16 protein-coding genes are annotated in these 20041 nt (G+C 67.4%); 7 read left to right on the top strand and 9 right to left on the bottom strand.

What is annotated here, in order from left to right; translation table 11 throughout:
* Positions 1-60: 60 nt before the first annotated feature.
* Positions 61-966: a LysR family transcriptional regulator gene (locus A7G45_RS01410; protein WP_260932773.1), complete on the top strand. Its 906-nt coding sequence runs from the start codon at positions 61-63 to the stop codon at positions 964-966.
* A 67-nt stretch (positions 967-1033) separates the two neighbouring features.
* Here the strand turns inward: A7G45_RS01410 and A7G45_RS01405 are convergent, their stop codons facing one another.
* Entirely contained in the window at positions 1034-2047 is a 1014-nt protein-coding gene (locus A7G45_RS01405; RefSeq protein WP_260932770.1) for an alpha/beta hydrolase, read from the bottom strand.
* 76 nt (positions 2048-2123) lie between these two features.
* Between A7G45_RS01405 and A7G45_RS01400 the strand changes: the two genes are divergently transcribed.
* Positions 2124-3518 carry a sigma 54-interacting transcriptional regulator gene (locus A7G45_RS01400; protein WP_260932767.1) on the top strand — a complete coding sequence of 465 codons (1395 nt, stop codon included), beginning with the start codon at positions 2124-2126 and terminating at the stop codon, positions 3516-3518.
* Positions 3511-5478, top strand: a complete 1968-nt coding sequence (locus A7G45_RS01395) for a VWA domain-containing protein (protein WP_260932763.1) — start codon at positions 3511-3513, stop codon at positions 5476-5478. The genes A7G45_RS01400 and A7G45_RS01395 overlap by 8 nt, the downstream gene beginning before the upstream one ends.
* A 9-nt stretch (positions 5479-5487) precedes the next feature.
* Here A7G45_RS01395 and A7G45_RS01390 read toward each other — a convergent pair whose 3' ends face one another.
* Positions 5488-7386, bottom strand: a complete 1899-nt coding sequence (locus tag A7G45_RS01390) for a linalool dehydratase/isomerase domain-containing protein (protein ID WP_260932760.1) — start codon at positions 7384-7386, stop codon at positions 5488-5490.
* Positions 7387-7576: 190 nt separating this feature from the next.
* On the opposite strand from A7G45_RS01390, the gene A7G45_RS01385 reads away from it, so the two are divergent.
* Positions 7577-8215: a TetR/AcrR family transcriptional regulator gene (locus tag A7G45_RS01385; protein ID WP_260932756.1), complete on the top strand. Its 639-nt coding sequence runs from the start codon at positions 7577-7579 to the stop codon at positions 8213-8215.
* 36 nt (positions 8216-8251) lie between these two features.
* Here the strand turns inward: A7G45_RS01385 and A7G45_RS01380 are convergent, their stop codons facing one another.
* The 7 genes from A7G45_RS01380 to A7G45_RS01350 all read right to left on the bottom strand — a co-directional run bounded on the left by A7G45_RS01380 (position 8252) and on the right by A7G45_RS01350 (position 17272).
* The gene (locus A7G45_RS01380) at positions 8252-8839 is read right to left on the bottom strand and encodes a DUF1707 SHOCT-like domain-containing protein (protein WP_043390795.1); all 588 of its coding nucleotides are present in this window, start codon (positions 8837-8839) and stop codon (positions 8252-8254) included.
* A gap of 90 nt (positions 8840-8929) precedes the next feature.
* Positions 8930-9697, bottom strand: a complete 768-nt coding sequence (locus A7G45_RS01375) for an enoyl-CoA hydratase family protein (protein ID WP_260932752.1) — start codon at positions 9695-9697, stop codon at positions 8930-8932.
* A gap of 11 nt (positions 9698-9708) precedes the next feature.
* Positions 9709-10872, bottom strand: coding sequence for an acyl-CoA dehydrogenase family protein (locus tag A7G45_RS01370; RefSeq protein ID WP_043390799.1), 1164 nt, complete (start codon positions 10870-10872; stop codon positions 9709-9711).
* A complete protein-coding gene (locus A7G45_RS01365) occupies positions 10869-12827 on the bottom strand; it encodes an acetyl/propionyl/methylcrotonyl-CoA carboxylase subunit alpha (RefSeq protein ID WP_260932743.1) in 1959 nt (652 codons plus the stop codon). Before A7G45_RS01365 ends, A7G45_RS01370 begins: the two co-directional genes overlap by 4 nt.
* A 7-nt stretch (positions 12828-12834) precedes the next feature.
* Positions 12835-14430: an acyl-CoA carboxylase subunit beta gene (locus A7G45_RS01360; protein WP_260932741.1), complete on the bottom strand. Its 1596-nt coding sequence runs from the start codon at positions 14428-14430 to the stop codon at positions 12835-12837.
* Entirely contained in the window at positions 14427-15575 is a 1149-nt protein-coding gene (locus A7G45_RS01355) for an acyl-CoA dehydrogenase family protein (protein ID WP_043984032.1), read from the bottom strand. Before A7G45_RS01355 ends, A7G45_RS01360 begins: the two co-directional genes overlap by 4 nt.
* The gene (locus A7G45_RS01350; protein WP_377042094.1) at positions 15572-17272 is read right to left on the bottom strand and encodes an acyclic terpene utilization AtuA family protein; all 1701 of its coding nucleotides are present in this window, start codon (positions 17270-17272) and stop codon (positions 15572-15574) included. Before A7G45_RS01350 ends, A7G45_RS01355 begins: the two co-directional genes overlap by 4 nt.
* A gap of 218 nt (positions 17273-17490) precedes the next feature.
* On the opposite strand from A7G45_RS01350, the gene rpmF reads away from it, so the two are divergent.
* The 3 genes from rpmF (at position 17491) to A7G45_RS01335 (ending at position 19987) form a co-directional block, all read left to right on the top strand.
* Positions 17491-17667, top strand: coding sequence for a 50S ribosomal protein L32 (rpmF, locus tag A7G45_RS01345; RefSeq protein WP_043401019.1), 177 nt, complete (start codon positions 17491-17493; stop codon positions 17665-17667).
* Positions 17668-17759: 92 nt separating this feature from the next.
* Positions 17760-18446 carry a response regulator transcription factor gene (locus A7G45_RS01340; RefSeq protein ID WP_260932725.1) on the top strand — a complete coding sequence of 229 codons (687 nt, stop codon included), beginning with the start codon at positions 17760-17762 and terminating at the stop codon, positions 18444-18446.
* Between the two features lie 53 nt (positions 18447-18499).
* Positions 18500-19987, top strand: a complete 1488-nt coding sequence (locus A7G45_RS01335) for a sensor histidine kinase (RefSeq protein WP_260937882.1) — start codon at positions 18500-18502, stop codon at positions 19985-19987.
* Positions 19988-20041: the final 54 nt, after the last annotated feature.

Below are 20041 nucleotides of genomic sequence, written 5' to 3'. Positions count from 1 at the left end.
CAGCATCACTCCGACAACTTCAATCCGTCCAATGAATGTTTTGGCGATTACCATCCGAATATGGATCAATGGATGAGTCTGCTTGCGCCACAGTTACGGGCGCTCGAGGAGCTTGACTCCCAAGGCGGACACATGACCCGCGCCGCGGATAGCCTGGGGATTCCGCAGTCGTCGATGAGTCGACGTATCCACGCATTGGAGAAGACGCTCGGCGTTCGATTGCTCACCCAGGAGGGCCGGGCCGTGCGCCTGACACCGGCAGCGGTACACCTGGCCGAGCAGACTCGGCGCCCGCTGCGGGAACTGGAAGCGATCGTCGAAACCATCGCCGGTGAAGCCGACCCTGAACACGGCACCATTCGGTTCGGCTTCCCGTTGACGATGGGGGCCGGCGTGGTGCCGAACCTGGTCACTGAATTCCACCGGCGCGCACCGGGAATCCGGCTGCAGATCAAACAGGCGCACGGCAGTGAATTGGCCGCCGACCTCAAGTCCGGGATGCTCGACGTGGCGGTGGTGATCCCTCCGCCCGGCGACGTCGAGCATGCACTTATCGGCGGCCAACAGATCAGGGCCGTGCTACCCGCATTGCATCCGCTCGCTGCCCGCCGTCGTCTCCGTTTGGATGAGCTGCACGACGAGACGTTCATTGCCAACCCAGCCAGCTATCACCTGCGCCAAGTGACTGAAAGCTGGTGCCGTGATGCGGGTTTCGTGCCGCGCGTGCCGGTGGAGATCACGGAGTTCTCGACCATCCGCGAGTTGGTCGGACGAGGTATGGGAATAGCGCTGCTACCGCATGACGAGCACACTTCGCGCAAGGTTCGAGAAATCCCGTTGACGCCCAACACCTATCAGCGAGAAATCGCACTGGCATGGGCGTCGACCGCGGTCACTCCGGCAGCCCGCAGGTTGCTCACCTTCTTGCGGGCTGAATGGTCAATCGAGTCTGGTCGTCGGCGTTGACCCTGAGCCCGCGGCGACAAATGTCGAGTGGCTCACGCCGCTGACGCAGGGTCAACGCTGTTGAGGGCTAGGAAGCGACCTCGTCGTGCTTCTGAGTGGTGGCGTATTCGAAGAACGCGACGATCTCGGAGACGGCCTTGCGGGCGTCCGGGTTGACGTCGAAGCTCAGCTGGAACATGTGCATTGCCGCGTCCCACACCTGAACCCAGGCCTGGGCACCGGCCGCGCGCAGTGCGTCGGCGAGCGCGAAGGAGTCGTTGCGCAGCATCTCGTTGGTGCCGATCTGCAGCAGCGTCGGGCCGAGGCCGTGCAGGTCGGCTTCGGTGGGCATCTGGGGCACGGGGTGGGTGCCGTTCTTCGTGGCGAAGACCGTGTAGATGTACTTCACCGCCATGAACGGGAACAGCACGTCGCGCGATTCCAGCATGGCGTTGTACTTCAAGTTCATGTCCGACGATGTCAGGGCCGACAGCAGCACCTGTGCCGCGGGCACCGGCAGACCGCTGTCGCGTGCGGCGATCGCGGTGTCGGCGGCGATCAGGCCGCCCGCCGAGTCGCCGGCGAACACGATCTTCGTGGAGTCCACTCCGGAGGCCAGCACCAGGCGGTAGGCGTCGAGTCCGTCGCTCACGGCCTCTTCGATCGTGGCCTGCGGGGCCAGTCGGTAGCCGACGTTCAAAACCCGGGCTCCCGTCGCTGCGGAGAGCTTGCTGGCCCAGCGCCGGTGCGAGTTCAACCCGAGGGTGATCAGCGCAGAGCCGTGGAAGTACACGATCACCCGATCGGAATCCCGTGCGCCGGGCGCGACGATCCATTCGGCCGGGCAATTGGGCAGTGCGATCGACGTCACCTCGGTGCCCGGCAACGGACGGAAGACTCGGAAGGCGGGGTCGATGATGTCGTAGCGACCGCGCTGCACGAGCTCGGGACGGAACCGGTTGACGACCATGCCGACCAGCGTGAGCAGGGCAATTACCGGTCGGACGAACACCGCGGTCAGCCCGCCGAGCAGTCGGCTCTGCCATGCGGCGGGGCCGAACTCGAGGTCTGTGGGGCGGTTCGTCCAGTCGAGCGAGTTCACGATACCGAGGGTACTGGGTAAAGCTCCGGAGCCCAAGGTGCTGCCGGTCACCGAGCACCGTCGTAGCGTGGAGGTCGTGACATCACCTAACGACCTGCCAGCCGATCTGCCGAAGACCGTCGGCGCGTTGAAAGCGACCGGCCACCGGGAACGGGGCATCAAGACCGAAATCCGCGAGAACCTGCTGGCTGCGCTGGCTGACGGCCAAGATGTATGGCCCGGCATCTTCGGCTTCGAGGACACCGTGCTGCCGCAGCTGGAGCGCGCGCTGATCGCCGGGCACGACGTCGTGCTGCTCGGCGAGCGCGGCCAGGGCAAGACCCGCCTGCTGCGCGGCCTGGTCGGGCTGCTGGACGAATGGACCCCGGTCATCGAGGGTTCTGAGCTGGGTGAGCACCCCTACTCGCCGATCACACCCGAGTCGATCCGTCGGGCCGCGGATTCGGGCGACGACCTGCCCATCACCTGGAAGCACCGCAGCGAGCGCTACACAGAGAAGCTGGCGACGCCGGACACCAGCGTCGCCGACCTCGTCGGCGACATCGACCCCATCAAGGTGGCCGAGGGACGCAGCCTGGGCGACCCGGAGACCATCGCCTACGGACTCATCCCGCGGGCGCACCGCGGCATCGTCGCGATCAACGAGCTGCCCGACCTCGCCGAGCGCATCCAGGTCGCGATGCTCAACGTGATGGAGGAGCGCGACATCCAGGTCCGCGGCTACACCCTGCGGCTGCCGCTCGACGTGCTCGTGGTGGCCAGCGCCAACCCCGAGGACTACACCAATCGTGGCCGCATCATCACGCCGCTGAAGGACCGCTTCGGCGCCGAGATTCGCACGCACTACCCGTTGGAACTCGACGCCGAGGTCGGCGTCATCAAGCAGGAGGCCCACCTGGCCGCCGAGGTTCCGGGGTACCTGCTCCAGATTCTGGGCCGCTTCGCGCGGTACCTGCGCGAGTCGCAGTCGATCGATCAGCGCTCCGGTGTTTCGGCCCGCTTCGCCATCGCCGCGGCCGAAACCGTTGGCGCCGCGGCTCAGCACCGTTCGGCGATTCTGGGCGAACAGGATCCGGTGGCCCGGGTCGTCGACCTGCAGACCATCATCGGCGTGCTGCGCGGCAAGCTGGAATTCGAATCCGGTGAGGAGGGGCGCGAGCAGGCGGTGCTGGAGCACCTGCTGCGTCGCGCCACCGCCGACACCGCACAGCGACTGCTCGGCGGCATCGATGTCGGTTCGTTGGTCGCTGCGGTGGAAGGGGATTCGCCGGTGACGACGGGGGAGCGGGTGTCGGCCAAGGACGTCCTGGCTGCACTGCCCGACCTGCCCGTCATCGAGGCGATCGCTGAGCGTCTCGATGCCCAATCCGACGGCGAGCGGGCGGCGGCCGTCGAGCTGGCGCTGGAAGCACTGTATCTGGCCAAGCGCATCGACAAGACTTCTGACGACGGCGAAACGGTTTATGGCTGAACACCTCTCGCGGTATTCGCGCTACACCGGCGGCCCGGATCCGCTGGCGCCCCCTGTTGACCTGAGGGAGGCGCTGGAGCAGATCGGCCAGGACGTCATGGAGGGCGCGTCGCCCCGGCGCGCGCTGTCCGAACTCCTGCGTCGGGGTACCCAGAACATGCGCGGTGCCGACCGGCTGGCCGCCGAGGCCAACCGGCGTCGTCGGGAGTTGCTGTCACGCAACAACCTTGACGGCACCCTGCAGGAGATCAAGAAGCTGCTCGACGAGGCCGTGCTCGCCGAGCGCAAGGAGCTGGCCAGGGCGCTCGACGACGACGCGCGGTTCGGCGAACTGCAGTTGGAGTCGTTGTCGCCGTCGCCGGCGAAAGCTGTCCAGGAGCTGTCCGAATACGACTGGCGTTCGGCGGAGGCCCGGCAGAAGTACGAGCAGATCAAGGATCTGCTCGGCCGGGAGATGCTGGACCAACGGTTCGCCGGCATGAAGGACGCGCTGGAGAACGCCACCGACGAGGACCGTCAGGCCGTCAATGACATGCTCGACGACCTGAACAACCTCTTGGAGAAGCACGCCAAAGACGAAGACACCCAACAGGATTTCCAGGATTTCATGGCCAAGCACGGCCAGTTCTTCCCGGAGAATCCGCAGAACGTCGATGAGCTGCTGGACTCCTTGGCGCAGCGGGCCGCGGCCGCGCAGCGATTCCGCAACAGTCTGTCGCCCGACCAGCGCGCCGAGCTGGATGCGTTGGCGCAGCAGGCATTCGGGTCACCGTCGTTGATGAACGCGCTCGACCGACTCGACGGCAACCTGCAGGCCGCCCGCCCCGGCGAAGACTGGACCGGGGAGCGGAGTTTCACGGGAAACAACCCGCTGGGCATGGGGGAGGCCGCCCAGGCGATGGTGGACATCGCCGAGTTGGAGCAACTGGCGGAACAGCTTTCGCAGAGTTACGCCGGTGCCCAGATGGACGACGTCGATCTGGACATGCTCGCCCGGCAGCTGGGCGACGAGGCCGCTGTCGATGCGCGCTCGTTGGCGGAGCTGGAACGCACCCTGATGAATCAGGGCTTCCTGGACCGCGGCTCGGACGGGCAGTGGCGGCTGTCGCCGAAGGCCATGCGCCAGCTCGGCCAGGCGGCGCTGCGTGATGTGGCGCAACAACTTTCCGGCCGCCACGGCGAGCGGGACACTCGTCGGGCCGGTGCGGCCGGCGAGCTGACCGGAGCCACCCGGCCGTGGCAGTTCGGTGACACCGAGCCGTGGAACGTTACGCGCACATTGACCAACACGGTGCTGCGGCAGGCGGGCACGGACCCCGACGGGCCGTTGCGGATCAGCGTCGACGATGTGGAGATCTCAGAAACCGAGACCCGCACCCAGGCTGTGGTGGCGCTGTTGGTGGACACCTCGTTCTCGATGGTGATGGAGAACCGGTGGCTGCCGATGAAGCGCACCGCCCTGGCGCTCAATCATCTGGTGAGCACCCGGTTCCGGTCAGATGCGTTGCAGATCATCGCTTTTGGCCGGCACGCCCGCACGGTGTCCGCGGCCGAGTTGACCGGGCTGGAAGGCGTCTACGAACAGGGCACCAACCTGCACCACGCGCTGTTGCTCGCCGCCCGGCACCTGCGTCGTCATCCCAATGCGCAGCCGGTCATCTTGGTGGTCACCGACGGCGAGCCGACGGCCCACCTGGAGCAGTACCGCAACGGGACCGAGACGTTCTTCGACTACCCGCCGCATCCGCGCACCATCGCCTTCACGGTGCGCAGCTTCGACGAGGTGGCCCGAATGGGCGCGCAGATCACCATCTTCCGGCTGGGGAGCGATCCGGGCCTGGCCCGGTTCATCGACCAGGTGGCCCGGCGCGTCGAAGGTCGCGTCGTGGAACCCGAATTGGACGGGTTGGGTGCCGCGGTGGTCGGTGACTACCTGCGCTCGCGGCGTCGTCGCCGCTAGGTTGCCGCGTTAGCGAGGAATGACGCGTACATCGATCCGGTCACCCAGATCGACGGTGACGGTGGCTGTGCCATCCGCCGAGGCGGTGAACGAATCATCGACCGCGCCCACAACGCGATAATCGCGTTGTGGGACAAGCCGTTCGAGGCGCAGTGAGGTGCGGCGCGGTCCGGCGCCGGGGCGCAGGACGAGATCAAGCGTGTGGCCGTCGGTGACGGCTTTGGCGACCAACACGTCGGGATAGGCGGCTTCGGCGAGAATCGGACCGCGTCGCCATTCGTCGGGAGCGCCCTGGTTGACGAAGTCGTGCAGACCGTTGGCGCGATTGAAGCGGGATTGCAGGGCGTACAGATTGGCCAGGGTCGATAGCGCGCTGTAGCGGCGAACTCCCTTGGCGGTGACGGGTTTTCCGCTCTCCTCGAGACCGGCAACCGCTCGGGCGGCGATTGTGCTGTCGCCCATCTCGCGGGCCGCCATGGCGATCATCGCCTGGCCGTAGGCGTCGTTGCCGAGGCGGTAGTTGCCCGGGTCGAGTCGGCTGCTGACCGAAGGAGCGAAGCCGACGCGGTCGCCGTAGTCGCGGATCTCCTGGTCCCGCACGATCCACCAGGTTCGTTGGGCCACCTCCGGCAGGCCCGCGTTGGCCCAGAACGCCGTCGTCAGCTGAATGGCCGGGCCTGCCCACAAGTTCCAGGACAATCCGAGACGTTCGCAGCGCACGCCGACGATGCGGCCGTCAGGGCGGGTGAATTCGGTGTCGTAGGAGTGTTGCAGTCGCTTTGCGATATCGCCGGTGAGGCGGGTGCCGTGCAGGCGGTCGTGCACGAGCATGGTGTTGAGACCAAATGTGTTGCAGACGGTGTAGATCCAGTTGGGCTCGCACGGGAACAGGGTGAAGTCGGACCCGAGCATGTTGCGGTGGACGGACTCGGCGAGCGTGGTCAGGCTGTGCGGGTAGACGCGACGGTCGTCCCAGGTGAAGGTCAGCGCGCCGGGCCGGCTGTAGCGGTCGTCGTTCAGCGATTCGTACATGCCGACCTGCAGACCCATGAACCCGGTGAGCATGACGTTCTCGCGGTCGGCCGGGTCGGGGTTCCAGCGCAGGTTGCCCCACAGGTTCTCGAGTGCCCAGTAGCGCCAGACCCTCTTGTCGAGCATCTTGGCGATGGCATTGCGCTGTGCCTCGGCGAGATAGCCGGAGAAGGCCGGTGTGCGGGTGTATTGCGACGTGGCCAGCGCATAGCCGAGCGAATTCAGTTGATAACGCAGGGCTGCTTCGCGGAACTGGTCGATGTGGGTGAACCCGTCGAACGCGTCGATCGGCTGCAATGCAAGGTCGAGTGCGTAGCGCAGCGAAGCGAGGTCTTCCGGGGTTGATTCGGCGACGTCCGGGACGGCCGAAGTCGTTGGCAGCGTGAAGGTTTCGCGCGCCAGCCGGGCGTCGATGTCACGTCCGCGGCGCACCTGGCCGCGAAACCGAATCGCCTGAACTCCAACGGCGACCGCGACCAACAGTGGGGTGATCACCAGCGCCGCTGCGGCCGTCCATGACGGCACGCTGTCGTGGCGGTGGCTGGCCGACAAGGTTGCCAATGCCAGCCAGGTGAACAGTGGCAACGCCACCGGGCCGGCGGCCCACCAGATGAACACCGAGCAGACGAGCAGCGCCAGGCCGGCGGCGAAGAGCAGCCAGTGGCCCAGGTACAGCAGCCCGCCGCCGGGCAGGGCGAGGCTGAGTGCGAAGGCCGTCAGCTGCTGCGGGGCGCCGGCGACGACTGCCGTCAATCCGGTCAGCCACAGCGCGGCCAGGACTGTCAGTGAGTGCGAGATGCGCCGGCGGGCGACGGGTCCCGTCCAGCGGCGAGCCGTGAGTCGCAGGGTGTAACGACGGTCGGTTTCAACGGTCATGCGATCAGCTCCGGTGCGCGGCGGGTTGCGGGTGGAGGGAAGTCGACCGATCCGACCGCCGGTCGGCCGAATAGTCGGCGGGTGGCGTTCAGGATGACCGCGATGACGAAGGTGGCGGCGATGCAACAGCCCATACCTGACACAGTGTCAGGTTGTCTGACGTGGTGTCAATCACGATATGATGCGACATGTGACACAGCCGCGGACAGTCGTCGGTGATCGTCGGCCCCCTAGCCGAGGTGACCGCCAGCGTGCGCTGATCATCGACGGCGTCGCAGAGCTGCTCGCTGACGTGCCCATCGCGAACCTGTCGGTGTCACGCGTTGCCGAGCACGTCGGCGTCACCAGGCCGGCGTTCTACTTCTACTTCGAATCGAAGTACGCGGTCGTCGCCGCGGCTTTGGAAGAGGTCTGGGCCGAGATCGACGCGGCAACGGCTGATTTGGCGTCCTACGACTTCGCCGAACCGCCTGCCCAGTTCAGCGACCGCATCATCACCGCGGTCATCGAGGTATGGCTACGCCACTACCCGGTGTTGCGGGCGTGCCTGCAGGCGCGCGAGTCCGATGAGCAGCTGAGTGAGCTGTGGGGGCGCTTCATCGGCAATCTGTCGGCCAAGTTGTCAGCCTTCATCGACATGCTGAACACGGACGGACGAGCCCGGCCGGCGATTGCGGACACCGCGGCGCTGACGCAGGCATTACTCGGAATGACGATCTGGGCGTTGCACGAACAACACGTCGGTGCGCAGCCGGCTTCGTCCGAGCGCGTCATGGCGGCGGTCCGCGCTGTCTGGCTGGCCTCGGCCTGGGGTGTCACCGGCGACTGACTACGCCCCGCGCTGTGCAGACACGCGCGCTCGCGGTTAGGCGGACTCGAGTGGCTTGCGCTTCTTCGACTTGATGCCGACGCGGCCCCACAGAGAGAAGCCGCGGATGGTGACGCGCGGGGCGCCGGGGGTGCCCTGCTGCCCGAGGTGGTCGAACGCGCCCATCACACCGACACCGTGCACGTCGACGTTGACCTCCGGCGGCAGCAGGATGGTCTGCCCGCCGAAGATCGAGTAGGAGTGGATCTCGACGTCCGGTGACGTGAAATCGGCGTACCGCAGATCGATGACGCCGCCGCCGAACAACGAGAACGACGTCAGCCGCTGCGGCACATTCCAGCGGCCCCGGCGCTCGAATCCGCTCATGATCGCCAATAACAGCGTCGAGGGTGCGGGGTGGCACTCGCCGCCCGCTTCCCACGGCGCGGTGGTGATGTAGGGCAGGTCAGAACTCAGCTTCGACAGTTCGGCGTACGTCTGCGCGGAATAGGCGCGGTTCAGCCGGTCCTCGTACTCGGACATCGGCAGCCGTCCCTGCGCGGCCGCGTCGCTGAGGAGGTGAGCGACCTGTATCCGGTCGGTATCGACGACGCGCATCTGTGCGCGCGAACCTGGGGTGCTCATCAAGTCGAGCCTACGACGATCACAGGGACTTGCAAGGCTGATGTTGCAAACTGTGGCCGCATCGATGTCGGATCCGTTACGGGATGTGGATCACTTATTCCAGTTCGGCTGCCGCTTCTGGAGGAACGCCATCATGCCTTCCCGCGCCTCGTCGGAGATGAACAGCTCCGCCGACTGCTTGGCCAGCTTCTGCGCGTCGCGGTCGAAGTCAGCCAGGATCGACGCCGTGGTCAGCGCCTTCGATGCGGCCAGGCCCTGCGGTGAACCCTTGGTGATCTCGTCCGTGAGCTTCGCGACCGCGGCCGGTACATCGTCGGTCGCGACCGTCACCAGGCCGATCCGTTCGGCCTCCTCGGCGCCGAACTTCTCGCCCGTGACGAAATAGCGACCGGCCGCGCGGGCCGTCATCTTCGGCAGCAGCGTCAGCGAGATGATCGACGGAGCCACCCCGATCCGGGCCTCGGTGAGCGCGAAGGTGCTGGCGGTGCCGGCGACCACCAGGTCGCAGGCACCGATCAACCCCATGCCGCCGGCCCGGACGTGACCGTCGATCGCGGCGATCACCGGAACGGGCAGCTCGAGGATCGACCGCAGTAACTGCGCCGCCTCCAGGGCCCGGGCAGCGGCGAGGTCGCCGGGGCTGCGTCCGGCTGCTTCACTCAGGTCGGCCCCGGCGCAGAAGGTCCCGCCGGTGTGGCCGAGCACCACGACCCGGACGCCGGGCTCGGCAGCGGCATCGGTGAGGCCCTGCCGCAACTGGTCCACCAGCGCGGTCGACATCGCATTGCGGTTGTGCGGTGAGTCCAGCGTCAGCCGGGCGACACCGCTTTCGACGGAGTAATGGACCAGTGCGGTCATGAGGTCCCTCTTTAGTACGAGCGGGGCAGACCCAGCGAGGTCTGCGCCACGAAGTTAAGCACCATCTCGCGGCTGACCGGAGCGATCCGTCCCAGTCGCGACGCCGTGACGGCGGCAGCGATGCCGTACTCCTTGGTCAGGCCGTTGCCGCCCAGCGACTGGACGGCCTGATCGACCGCGCGCACCGACGCCTCGCCCGCGGCGTACTTGGCCATGTTCGCGGCCTCGGCGGCGCCGAAGTCGTCGCCGGCGTCGTACAACGTGGCGGCCTTCTGCATCATCAGCTTGGCCAGCTCGAGCTCGATGTGAATCTGGGCCAGCGGGTGCGAGATGCCTTGATGGGCACCGACCGGGACCTTCCAGACCTGCCGGGTCTTGACGTACTCGGTGGCGATCCGGATGGCGAGGCGACCGGTGCCGACGGCCATGGCCGCACCGATGATCCGCTCCGGGTTCAGGCCCGCGAACAGCTGCGCGATGGCGGCGTCCTCGGAGCCGACGAGGGCATCGGCCGGCAGCCGCACCTCGTCCAGGAACACCTGGAACTGGCTCTCGGGGCTGATGATCTCCATCTCGATCTTGGTCCAGCTCAACCCGGGCGCGTCGGTGGGCACCACGAACAGCGCCGGCTTCAGGTTGCCGGTCTTGTGGTCCTCGGTGCGCCCGACGACCAGCACGGCGTCGGCCTGGTCGATGCCCGAGATGAAGACCTTCTGCCCGGACAGGATCCAGTCGCCGCCGTCGCGGCGGGCGGTCGTGGTGATGCGGTGGCTGTTGGAGCCGGCGTCGGGTTCGGTGATCGCGAACGCCATGGTGAACGAGCCGTCGGCGAGGCCCGGAACCCAACGCTTCTTCTGTGCCTCGGTGCCGTACTTGGAGATGATGGTGCCGTTGATGGCCGACGAGACCACCATCATCAGCAGCGGACAGCCGTTCGCGGCCATCTCTTCCATGACCAGGCTCAGCTCGTACATGCCGGCACCGCCGCCGCCGTACTCCTCGGGCATGTTGACGCCCAGGAGGCCGAGTTTGCCTGCCTCAGCCCACAATTCATCGGTGTGCTGGCCGGCGCGGGCCTTCTCCAGGAAGTAGTCCTGGCCGAACTTGGAGGCCATGCCGACGACGGCCTCGCGCAGCGCCTGGCGCTCTTCGGATTCGATGAAAGACACGGTCATTCTCCTTCGGGGGTTTCTACGCGGGCCAGCACGGCGCCGACATCGACCTGTTGGCCGGGTTGCACGTTGAGTTCGGTGAGCACACCGGAATCCGGTGCGGCGATGGTGTGTTCCATCTTCATGGCTTCCAGCCAGATCAGGGGCTGGCCGGCCGTGACCGCGTCGCCGACGGCCGCGCCGACCCGGACCACGAGACCGGGCATCGGGGCCAGGAGCGAACCTTGGGCCACCGCCGCGTCCGGGTCGGGGAACCGCGGCTGGGCCACGAGATGCACCGCGCCGGCGGGGGAGTCGACGAACACGTCCGCGCCGTATCGAGCGACGTCGAACGAGCGTTCAACTCCACCCCGCGACAACACGACCCGAGCCGGGTCGGTGGTCACCACGGTGACGTCGTCGCGGTCGGGCAGGTCGACTCCGTCGCGGGTGAACCGGTACCGCACCTGGTGCTCGGCGCCGGCTGCGTCAGCGTACGAACGACTCTGGTAACCCGACGTGAGGTTCCGCCAGCCGCTGGGTGCGGCGCCGAAAACGGTTGCCGCGGCGCGGTTGTGTGCCGCATCGGCCAGCGTCGCCGCGACCGCGGCCAGCGTGACATCGGTGTCCGCCGGTGCCGCCAGTTCGGCCAGTCCGTGCGTGTCGAAGAACGCGGTGTCGGTGTCACCGGCCAGGAAAGCGGGATGCCGAAGCACGTTCACCAGCAGGTCGCGGTTGGTGCGCAGGCCGTGGATGCGAGCACGGGACAGCGCGTCGGCGAGGATCGCCGCGGCCCGGTCACGAGTCGGCGCGAACGAGATCACCTTGGCCAGCATCGGGTCGTAGAACACCGAGACGACCGAACCGTCGACGATGCCGGAGTCGAGACGCGTTCCGGCTCGGCCCAACAGGCTGAACTCGGTTCGGACGCCCGGCACCTCGAATCGGTGGACCGTACCGGCCTGGGGCTGCCAGTCCTTCGCCGGGTCCTCGGCGTAGAGCCGGGCCTCGATCGAATGTCCTTGCGTGGCGGGCGGTTCCGCGGCGAGCGCGCCGCCGTCGGCCACCTCCAGCTGCAGCTCCACCAGATCGAGTCCGGTGGTCTCCTCGGTGACCGGGTGCTCGACCTGCAGGCGGGTGTTCATCTCCAGGAAGAAGAAATCGCCGTTCGCATCGGACATGAACTCGACGGTGCCGGCGCCGGTGTACCCGATCGCGGTGGCCGCCAACCGGGCTGCCTCGAAGAGCTTCTCGCGCATCCCGGGGGTCCGCTCGACGAGCGGGGACGGTGCTTCCTCGATGACCTTCTGGTGCCGGCGCTGGATGGAGCACTCGCGTTCGCCGACGGCCCACACCGTGCCGTGCGCGTCGGCCATCACCTGCACCTCGATGTGGTGCCCGCTGGCCAGGTAGCGCTCGCAGAACACAGTCGGATCGCCGAACGCGGACTGGGCCTCGCGCTGCGCCGCCGCGACTTCGGCCGGCAGCGCGGACAATTCGCGAACCACCCGCATGCCGCGGCCGCCGCCACCGGCGGACGCCTTGATGAGCACCGGCAGTTGGTCGGCGGTGACGGTGTCGGGGTCCAGCTCGGTCAGGACCGGAACCCCGGCCGCCGACATCAGTTTCTTGGCCTCGATCTTGGAGCCCATGGCCTGCACGGCCGCCACCGGCGGGCCGATCCAGGTGAGCCCGGCATCCTGCACCGCGGCCGCGAAATCCGGGTTCTCGGAAAGGAATCCGTAGCCGGGATGGATCGCGTCGGCGCCAGATGCCTTGGCCGCGGCGATCAGCTGCACGGCATCGAGGTAACCGGTGCGACCTTCCAGGCGCACCCGGTCGTCAGCTTCGGCGACGTGCGGCGCGGCAGCGTCGGGATCGGTGTACACCGCGACGGTGCCGATGCCGAGCCGACGGCAGGTGGCGAACACCCGGCGGGCGATCTCGCCGCGGTTGGCAACCAGTACTTTCGTGATCATCTGATACTCACATCCGGAAGACGCCGAAGTTCGACGTCCCCTCGATCGGGGCATTGGCAATGGCGGACAAGCACATTCCCAGCACGGTGCGGGTGTCACGGGGGTCGATGATGCCGTCGTCGTAGAGCCGGCCGGACAGGAACGCCGGCAGCGACTCAGCGTCGATCTGCGCTTCGACGGCGGCCCGCAGCGCCGCATCGGCGGCTTCGTCGACCTGGCCGCCCCGGGCTTCGGTGGCCGCCCGGCTGACGATCGAGAGCACGCCCGCCAGCTGCGCACCGCCCATCACGGCGGACTTCGCACTGGGCCAGGCGAACAGGAACCGGGGGTCGTAGGCCCGCCCGCACATGCCGTAGTGACCTGCGCCGTACGAGGCGCCGATGAGCAGCGAGATGTGCGGCACCTTCGAGTTGGAGACGGCATTGATCATCATCGAGCCGTGCTTGATCATCCCGCCTTCCTCGTACGCCTTGCCCACCATGTAGCCGGTCGTGTTGTGCAGGAACAACAATGGCGTGTCGGAGCGGTTGGCCAGCTGGATGAACTGCGTGGCCTTCTGGGACTCCTCGCTGAACAACACGCCACGGGCGTTGGCCAGGATGCCGACCGGGTAGCCCCACAGGTTCGCCCAACCGGTCACCAACGAGGAGCCGTACAGCGGCTTGAACTCGTCGAAGTCCGAGCCGTCGACGATGCGGGCGATGACGTCGCGCGGATCGAACGGGATCCGCAGATCGGCGCCGACGATGCCGAGCAGTTCGTCTTCGGGGTACAGCGGCGGCACCACCGGTGCCGGCGTCGGGCCCTGCTTGCGCCAGTTCAGCCGGGCCACGATTCGGCGGCCGATGCGGATGGCGTCGAGCTCGTCCTGCGCGAAGTAGTCACCGAGCCCCGATGTCCGGGAGTGCATTTCGGCGCCGCCGAGGGATTCGTCGTCGGACTCCTCGCCGGTGGCCATCTTGACCAGCGGCGGCCCGGCCAGGAACACCTTCGAGCGCTCCTTGATCATCACCACGTGGTCGGACATGCCGGGGATGTAGGCGCCGCCGGCGGTCGAGTTGCCGAACACCAGCGCGACGGTCGGGATGCCCTCCGCCGATAGCCGGGTCAGGTCCCGGAACATCGCGCCACCGGGGATGAAGATTTCCTTCTGCGTCGGCAGATCGGCGCCGCCCGATTCGACCATCGAGATCACCGGCAGCCGGTTCTCACGGGCAATCTGGTTGGCGCGCAGGATCTTCTTGAGCGTCCACGGGTTGCTGGTGCCGCCCTTGACGGTCGGATCGTTGGCGACGATCAGACACTCGACGCCTTCGACGACGCCGATGCCGGTGACCAGGCTGGCGCCGACGACGAAGTCGCTGCCCCAGGCGGCCAGGGGGCTCAGCTCCAGGAACGGCGAGTCCTGATCGACGAGCTGCTCGATGCGCTCGCGCGCGGTCAGCTTGCCGCGGGCATGGTGGCGGTCAACGTATTTCGCGCCACCACCGGCGACGGCCTTGGCATGCTCGGCATCGAGCTCGGTGAGCTTGGCCGCCATGGTGGCGGCGGCTTCGGTGTACCCGGCCGACGCGGTGTCGAGCCTGGATCTGAGTGCGGTCACGATTGGAATCCCAACGTCTTGGCGGCCAGCGAGGTGAGAATCTCGGTGGTGCCGCCGCCGATGCCGATGATGCGCATGTCGCGGTACTGCCGCTCGATTTCCGACTCGGCCATGTAGCCCATGCCGCCGAACAACTGCACGCCGGCGTTGGCCACCCACTCACCGGCCTCGACGGCGGTGTTCTTGGCGAAGCAGACCTCGGCGATCAGGTTCGTCTCACCCGCCAACTCCCGCTCCACCAGGTGGTGCGTGTAGACCCGGGCCACATCGATGCGACGGGCCATGTCGGACAGGGTGTTCTGCACCGACTGCCGCGAGATCAGCGGCCGGCCGAACGTCTCCCGGTCCCGGCACCACTGCACGGTCAGGTCCAGGCAGCGCTGCGCGCTCGCATATGCCTGGGCGGCCAGGCCGACCCGCTCGGAGACGAAGGCGCCGGCGATCTGCAGGAAGCCGGAGTTCTCCGGCCCCACCAAGTTGGCGGCCGGGACGCGGACGTCCACATAGGACAGCTCAGCGGTGTCCGACGAGCGCCAGCCCATCTTCTCCAGCTTGCGGCTGACGGTGAAACCGGGCGTGTTCTTGTCCACCACGATCAGTGAAACCCCGCCTGCGCCAGGGCCACCCGTGCGCACCGCGGTCACCACATAGTCGGCCCGCACGCCCGAGGTGATGTAGGTCTTGGCGCCATTGATGATGAAGTCGTCACCGTCGCGCTCGGCGCGCGTCGTCAGGTGTCCGACGTCCGAGCCGCCGCCGGGTTCGGTGATGGCCAGCGAGCCGATCATCTTGCCCTGCAACGTCGGTCGCACGTAGGTGTCGATCAGTCGCTGGTCGCCGGAGGCGATCATGTGCGGCGTGGAGATGCCGCAGGTGAACAGCGACGCGAAGACACCGCCGGGCACGCCGGCGTAGTGCAGTTCCTCGCAGACGATCACCGCGTCGGCGCCGTCGCCGCCGCCACCGCCGACGGACTCGGGCGCCTGGGCGCCCAGCAGACCGGCCGCACCGGCTGCCTCATGCAGCGAGCGGGGTAGCTCGCCGCTGCGCTCCCACTCGTCGACGTGCGGCAGGATCTCGCGTTCGGCGAACGCGCGCACGGTCTTTCGCAGCGCATCGCGTTCGGGCGTGGTCCAGATGCTCACGAAATCAATTCCTCCGGTATGTCGAGATGACGGGTTCGTAGCCATTCCCCGAGGCCCTTGGCCTGGGGGTCGAATCGGGCCTGGTAGGCGACGCCTTCGCCGAGGATGCCTTCGATGACGAAGTTGATGGCGCGCATGTTCGGCAGCAGGTGCCGGGTCACGGGCAGGTCGGCGGCCTCGGGCAGCAGCTCGCGCAGCTTATCGACGGTCAATGTGTTTGCCAGCCAACGCCATTGGTCATCGGTGCGGACCCAGACACCGACGTTGGCGGAGCCGCCCTTGTCGCCGCTGCGGGCCCCGGCGATGGTGCCCAGCGGCGCCCGGCGGGTCGGTCCGGCCGGCAGCGGTTCGGGCAGCGCCGGGTCGGCGACCGGACCCAGCGCCTGGGTCTGCGCCGACGGTGCGATGTCGACCCGCGAGCCGTCGGCCAGTACTGCCGCATGAGGCACCAAGGTTGCGTCGACGTAGCCGGGCTTGAACAGGCCGTACACCTGGCCGTCGCCGGGAGGGGCCGTCGTCGTGAATCCCGGATAGCTGGCCAGTGCGAGTTCGACTGCAGCCGCGGAGAATTGGCGTCCGACCTTGGCCGGGTCGGGGTCGCGCACCACACAGTGCAGCAGCGCGCTGGCGCGCTCCTCGGTGTCGGCGTCGGGATGATCGGTCCGGGCCAGCGTCCACTGCAGCTCGGCCGGCCGCACCGCGATGCTGGCTTCCAGCTGGCGCTGCAGCAGATCTGCCTTCGCCTCGATGTCCAGGCCCGTCAGGATGAAGGACGCCGCATTGCGGAAGCCGCCGATGCTGTTGAGCGACACCTTCAACGTGGGCGGCGGTGCTTCGCCCCGCACGCCGGAGATGCGCACGCGGTCCTCGCCGTCGGCGGCCAGCTCCAACGAGTCGACCCGCAGGGTGGCGTCGGGATTGGCGTAGCGCGCTCCGGTGATCTCGTACAGCAGCTGCGCGGTGACGGTGTCGACGCTGACGCGGCCGCCGGTGCCGGGGTGCTTGGTGATCACCGATGAGCCATCCGCGGAGATCTCCGCGAGCGGGAACCCGGGGCGGATCAGGTCTGGAATCTCGGTGAAGAAGCTGAAGTTGCCGCCGGTGGCCTGGGTACCGCACTCGATGACATGGCCCGCGGCGATCGCGCCCGCGAGCGCGTCGTAGTCGGTGCGGGTCCAGCCGAAGTGCGCGGCGGCCGGTCCGACGATCACCGAGGCATCGGTGACCCGCCCGGTGACGACGACGTCGGCGCCGGAGTTCAGGCAATCCACGATGCCCCAGGCGCCGAGGTAGGCGTTCGCCGACAGCGGCGTGCCGAAGCCCAGCTCGGCGGCGCGGCCGACGAGGTCGTCGCCTTCGACGTGCGCGACGTTCACCGACAAGCCGAGCCGCTCGGCCAGCGCCCGCACCGCCGCGGCCAAGCCGGCCGGATTGAGGCCGCCGGCGTTGGCGACGATCTTCACGCCCTGGTCCAGGGCCAGACCCAGCGACTGCTCCAGTTGGCGCAGGAAGGTCTTGGCGTATCCGAGGTCGGCGTTCTTGGCCCGGTCGCGAGCGAGGATCAACATGGTCAGCTCGGCGAGATAGTCGCCGGTGAGGTAGTCCAGCTCACCCCCGGCCAGCATCTCGTGCATCGCCGCCAGCCGGTCTCCGTAGAACCCCGAGCAGTTACCGATCCGGACTGCTGGTGATGTCACACACACTCCCGTCGTTCAACCAACCGGTAGGGAGGTTAGTCGGTACTGACGGTACCGAGTCAAGGGGGTTGTGAGTTGCGTGTTGCCCGGTTGGGGCGACGTTTTGGAGCCTACGCAGGTCGGCGGCTATCCTGAGGTGCAATCGCCGCTGGCCTTGTTCGTTTGTTCGTGGCGCGGCTGACCGCAAGCAATTCCGTTTAGCAAGAGAGGTGCACATCATGGCTGTGCCCAAGCGCAGGATGTCGCGCTCGAACACCCGTAGCCGTCGCGCGCAGTGGAAGGCCGAGGCCACCGGCCTGGTCAGCGTGAACGTCGCAGGTCAGGCGCACAAGGTGCCGCGTCGCCTGCTCAAGGCCGCGCGTCTGGGTCTCGTCGACCTCGACCGCCGCGTCTGAACCATCTCGACTTTCGGTCGTAACGGTTTTTCTCGCGCCCTCGTGGCGCGTCTTCTCAGTCCGCTCTCAGATGGTGGGGTGAGACTGTGCCTGTGCGAATCCTTGTAGTCGACGATGACCGCGCTGTGCGTGAATCGCTGCGTCGGTCCCTGACTTTCAACGGGTACTCGGTCGAACTGGCCCAAGACGGTGTCGAGGCGCTGGAGTTGATCTCCAGCGATCGGCCCGACGCCGTGGTGCTCGACGACATGATGCCCCGATTGGACGGCCGTGGCGTCTGTCGTCAGCTGCGCAGCAATGGTGATGACCTGCCCGTGCTGATGCTGACGGCCCGTGACTCCATCGATGAGCGGGTGGCCGGCCTCGACGCCGGTGCCGACGATTACCTGCCGAAGCCGTTCGCGCTCGAGGAACTCCTGGCACGGATGCGGGCGCTGCTCCGCCGGACCGGACCCGATGACCGCGCCGAGTCGGCGGCGCTGACCTTCTCCGATCTGAGCCTCGACCCGGTGACGCGCGAAGTCACCCGGGGTTCCCGGTCGATCAGCCTGACCCGTACCGAGTTCTCGCTGCTCGAGATGCTCATCCACAATCCCCGCCGGGTGCTCAGCCGCAGCCGGATCCTCGAAGAGGTGTGGGGCTTCGATTTTCCGACGTCGGGCAATGCCCTCGAGGTGTACGTCGGGTACCTGCGTCGCAAGACCGAGGCCGAGGGAGAACCGCGCCTGATCCACACCGTGCGCGGCGTGGGTTACGTGCTGCGTGAGACCCCACCCTGATGCTCGGCAAGGTTCGCGCAACGGTGGACCGGAAGATGCGGGAAGTGCCGCAGATGCCGGTGACGACTCCCGATGGCGCGGTGCAGCACGACGCCAGCTCGGTGTCTCTGAAATGGCGCGTCATGCTGCTCGCGATGTCGATGGTGGCGATGGTCGTCGTCCTGATGTCGGTCGCGGTGTACGTCGTGGTGTCCAAGGCGCTGTACGGCGACATCGACAACCAGCTGCACAGCCGCGCGCAACTGCTCATCGAGAGCGGCTCCCTGGCCGTCGACCCCGGCAAGGCCATCGAGGGCACCGCCTACTCGGACGTCAACGCGATGTACGTGATCCCGGGACAGTCCATCTACACCGCGAACCAGCAGGGGCAGACCCTGCCGCTCGGCACGCCGGAGAAGGACGTCATCGCCGGCAAGCTGCTGATGTCGTTGCGTACCACCAACTATCAGCGCGTGCTGGCGGTGCACCTGCAGTCGGGTAATTCGCTGCTGATCTCCAAGAATCTGTCGCCCACTGCCGAGGTACTCAAGCGTCTCGGCACCATTTTGCTCATCGTGGGTGGAATTGGCATGGCCGTCGCCGCCATCGCCGGTGGCACGGTGGCGCGTACCGGGCTCAGACCCGTGGCCCGATTGACCGAGGCCACCGAACGCGTGGCCCGCACCGATGACCTGCGTCCCATACCGGTGTACGGCAATGACGAATTGGCCAGGCTGACAGAGGCTTTCAACATGATGTTGCGGGCGCTCGCCGAGTCGAGAGACCGGCAGGCCCGCTTGGTGTCGGACGCCGGTCATGAGTTGCGCACACCGCTGACCTCGCTGCGGACCAATGTCGAACTGCTGATGGCGGCCATGGCGCCCGGAGCGCCGCCGTTTCCCGAGGAGGAGATGACGGGTCTGCAGTCCGACGTCATCGCCCAGATCGAGGAGCTGTCCACCCTGGTCGGCGACCTGGTGGACCTGACCCGCGACGACGCCGGAGTGACGATCCATGAGCCGGTCGAGATGGCCGAGGTCGTCGACCGCAGCCTGGAACGAGTTCGCCGCCGCCGCAACAACATTGACTTCGACGTCGATATCGCGGGCTGGCAGGTGTACGGCGACGGGGCAGGGTTGTCCCGGGCGGTGCTGAACCTGCTCGACAACGCCGCGAAGTGGAGTCCGGCCGGCTCGGTGGTGCGGGTCCGGCTGGGACGCATCAGCCCGACGCACGCGGAGCTGGTGGTGTCCGACTGGGGACCGGGAATTCCGCCGCCGGAGCGGGCGCTGGTGTTCGAGCGTTTCTACCGGTCGACCACCGCGCGGGCCATGCCCGGTTCCGGTCTGGGGCTGGCGATCGTCAAGCAGGTCGTGCTGAAACACGGTGGCGCACTTCGGATCGAGGACACGGTGCCCGGTGGCACGCCGCCCGGCACGTCGATCCATCTGGTGTTGCCGGGGCGTCCCTCCGGGTTGACCGCAACACACCGCCCCTCCGGGCTGGACGTAACGGGCGTGACCACGGAAAATGAACCTGCCCGGACGGGGGAGGAAGTCTAGGGTGCGGCCAGTGGTGTCTCAGTGGATTCTCAGCCCGAAAGGGCACCGTTCGGT

Origin of the sequence: Mycolicibacterium llatzerense, from assembly GCF_025331195.1 — a bacterium.
Classification (GTDB): Bacteria; Actinomycetota; Actinomycetes; order Mycobacteriales; family Mycobacteriaceae; genus Mycobacterium; species Mycobacterium llatzerense.
The sequence above is the reverse complement of the archived record's forward strand: the minus strand, read 5'-3'. Positions and strand labels throughout refer to the sequence as shown.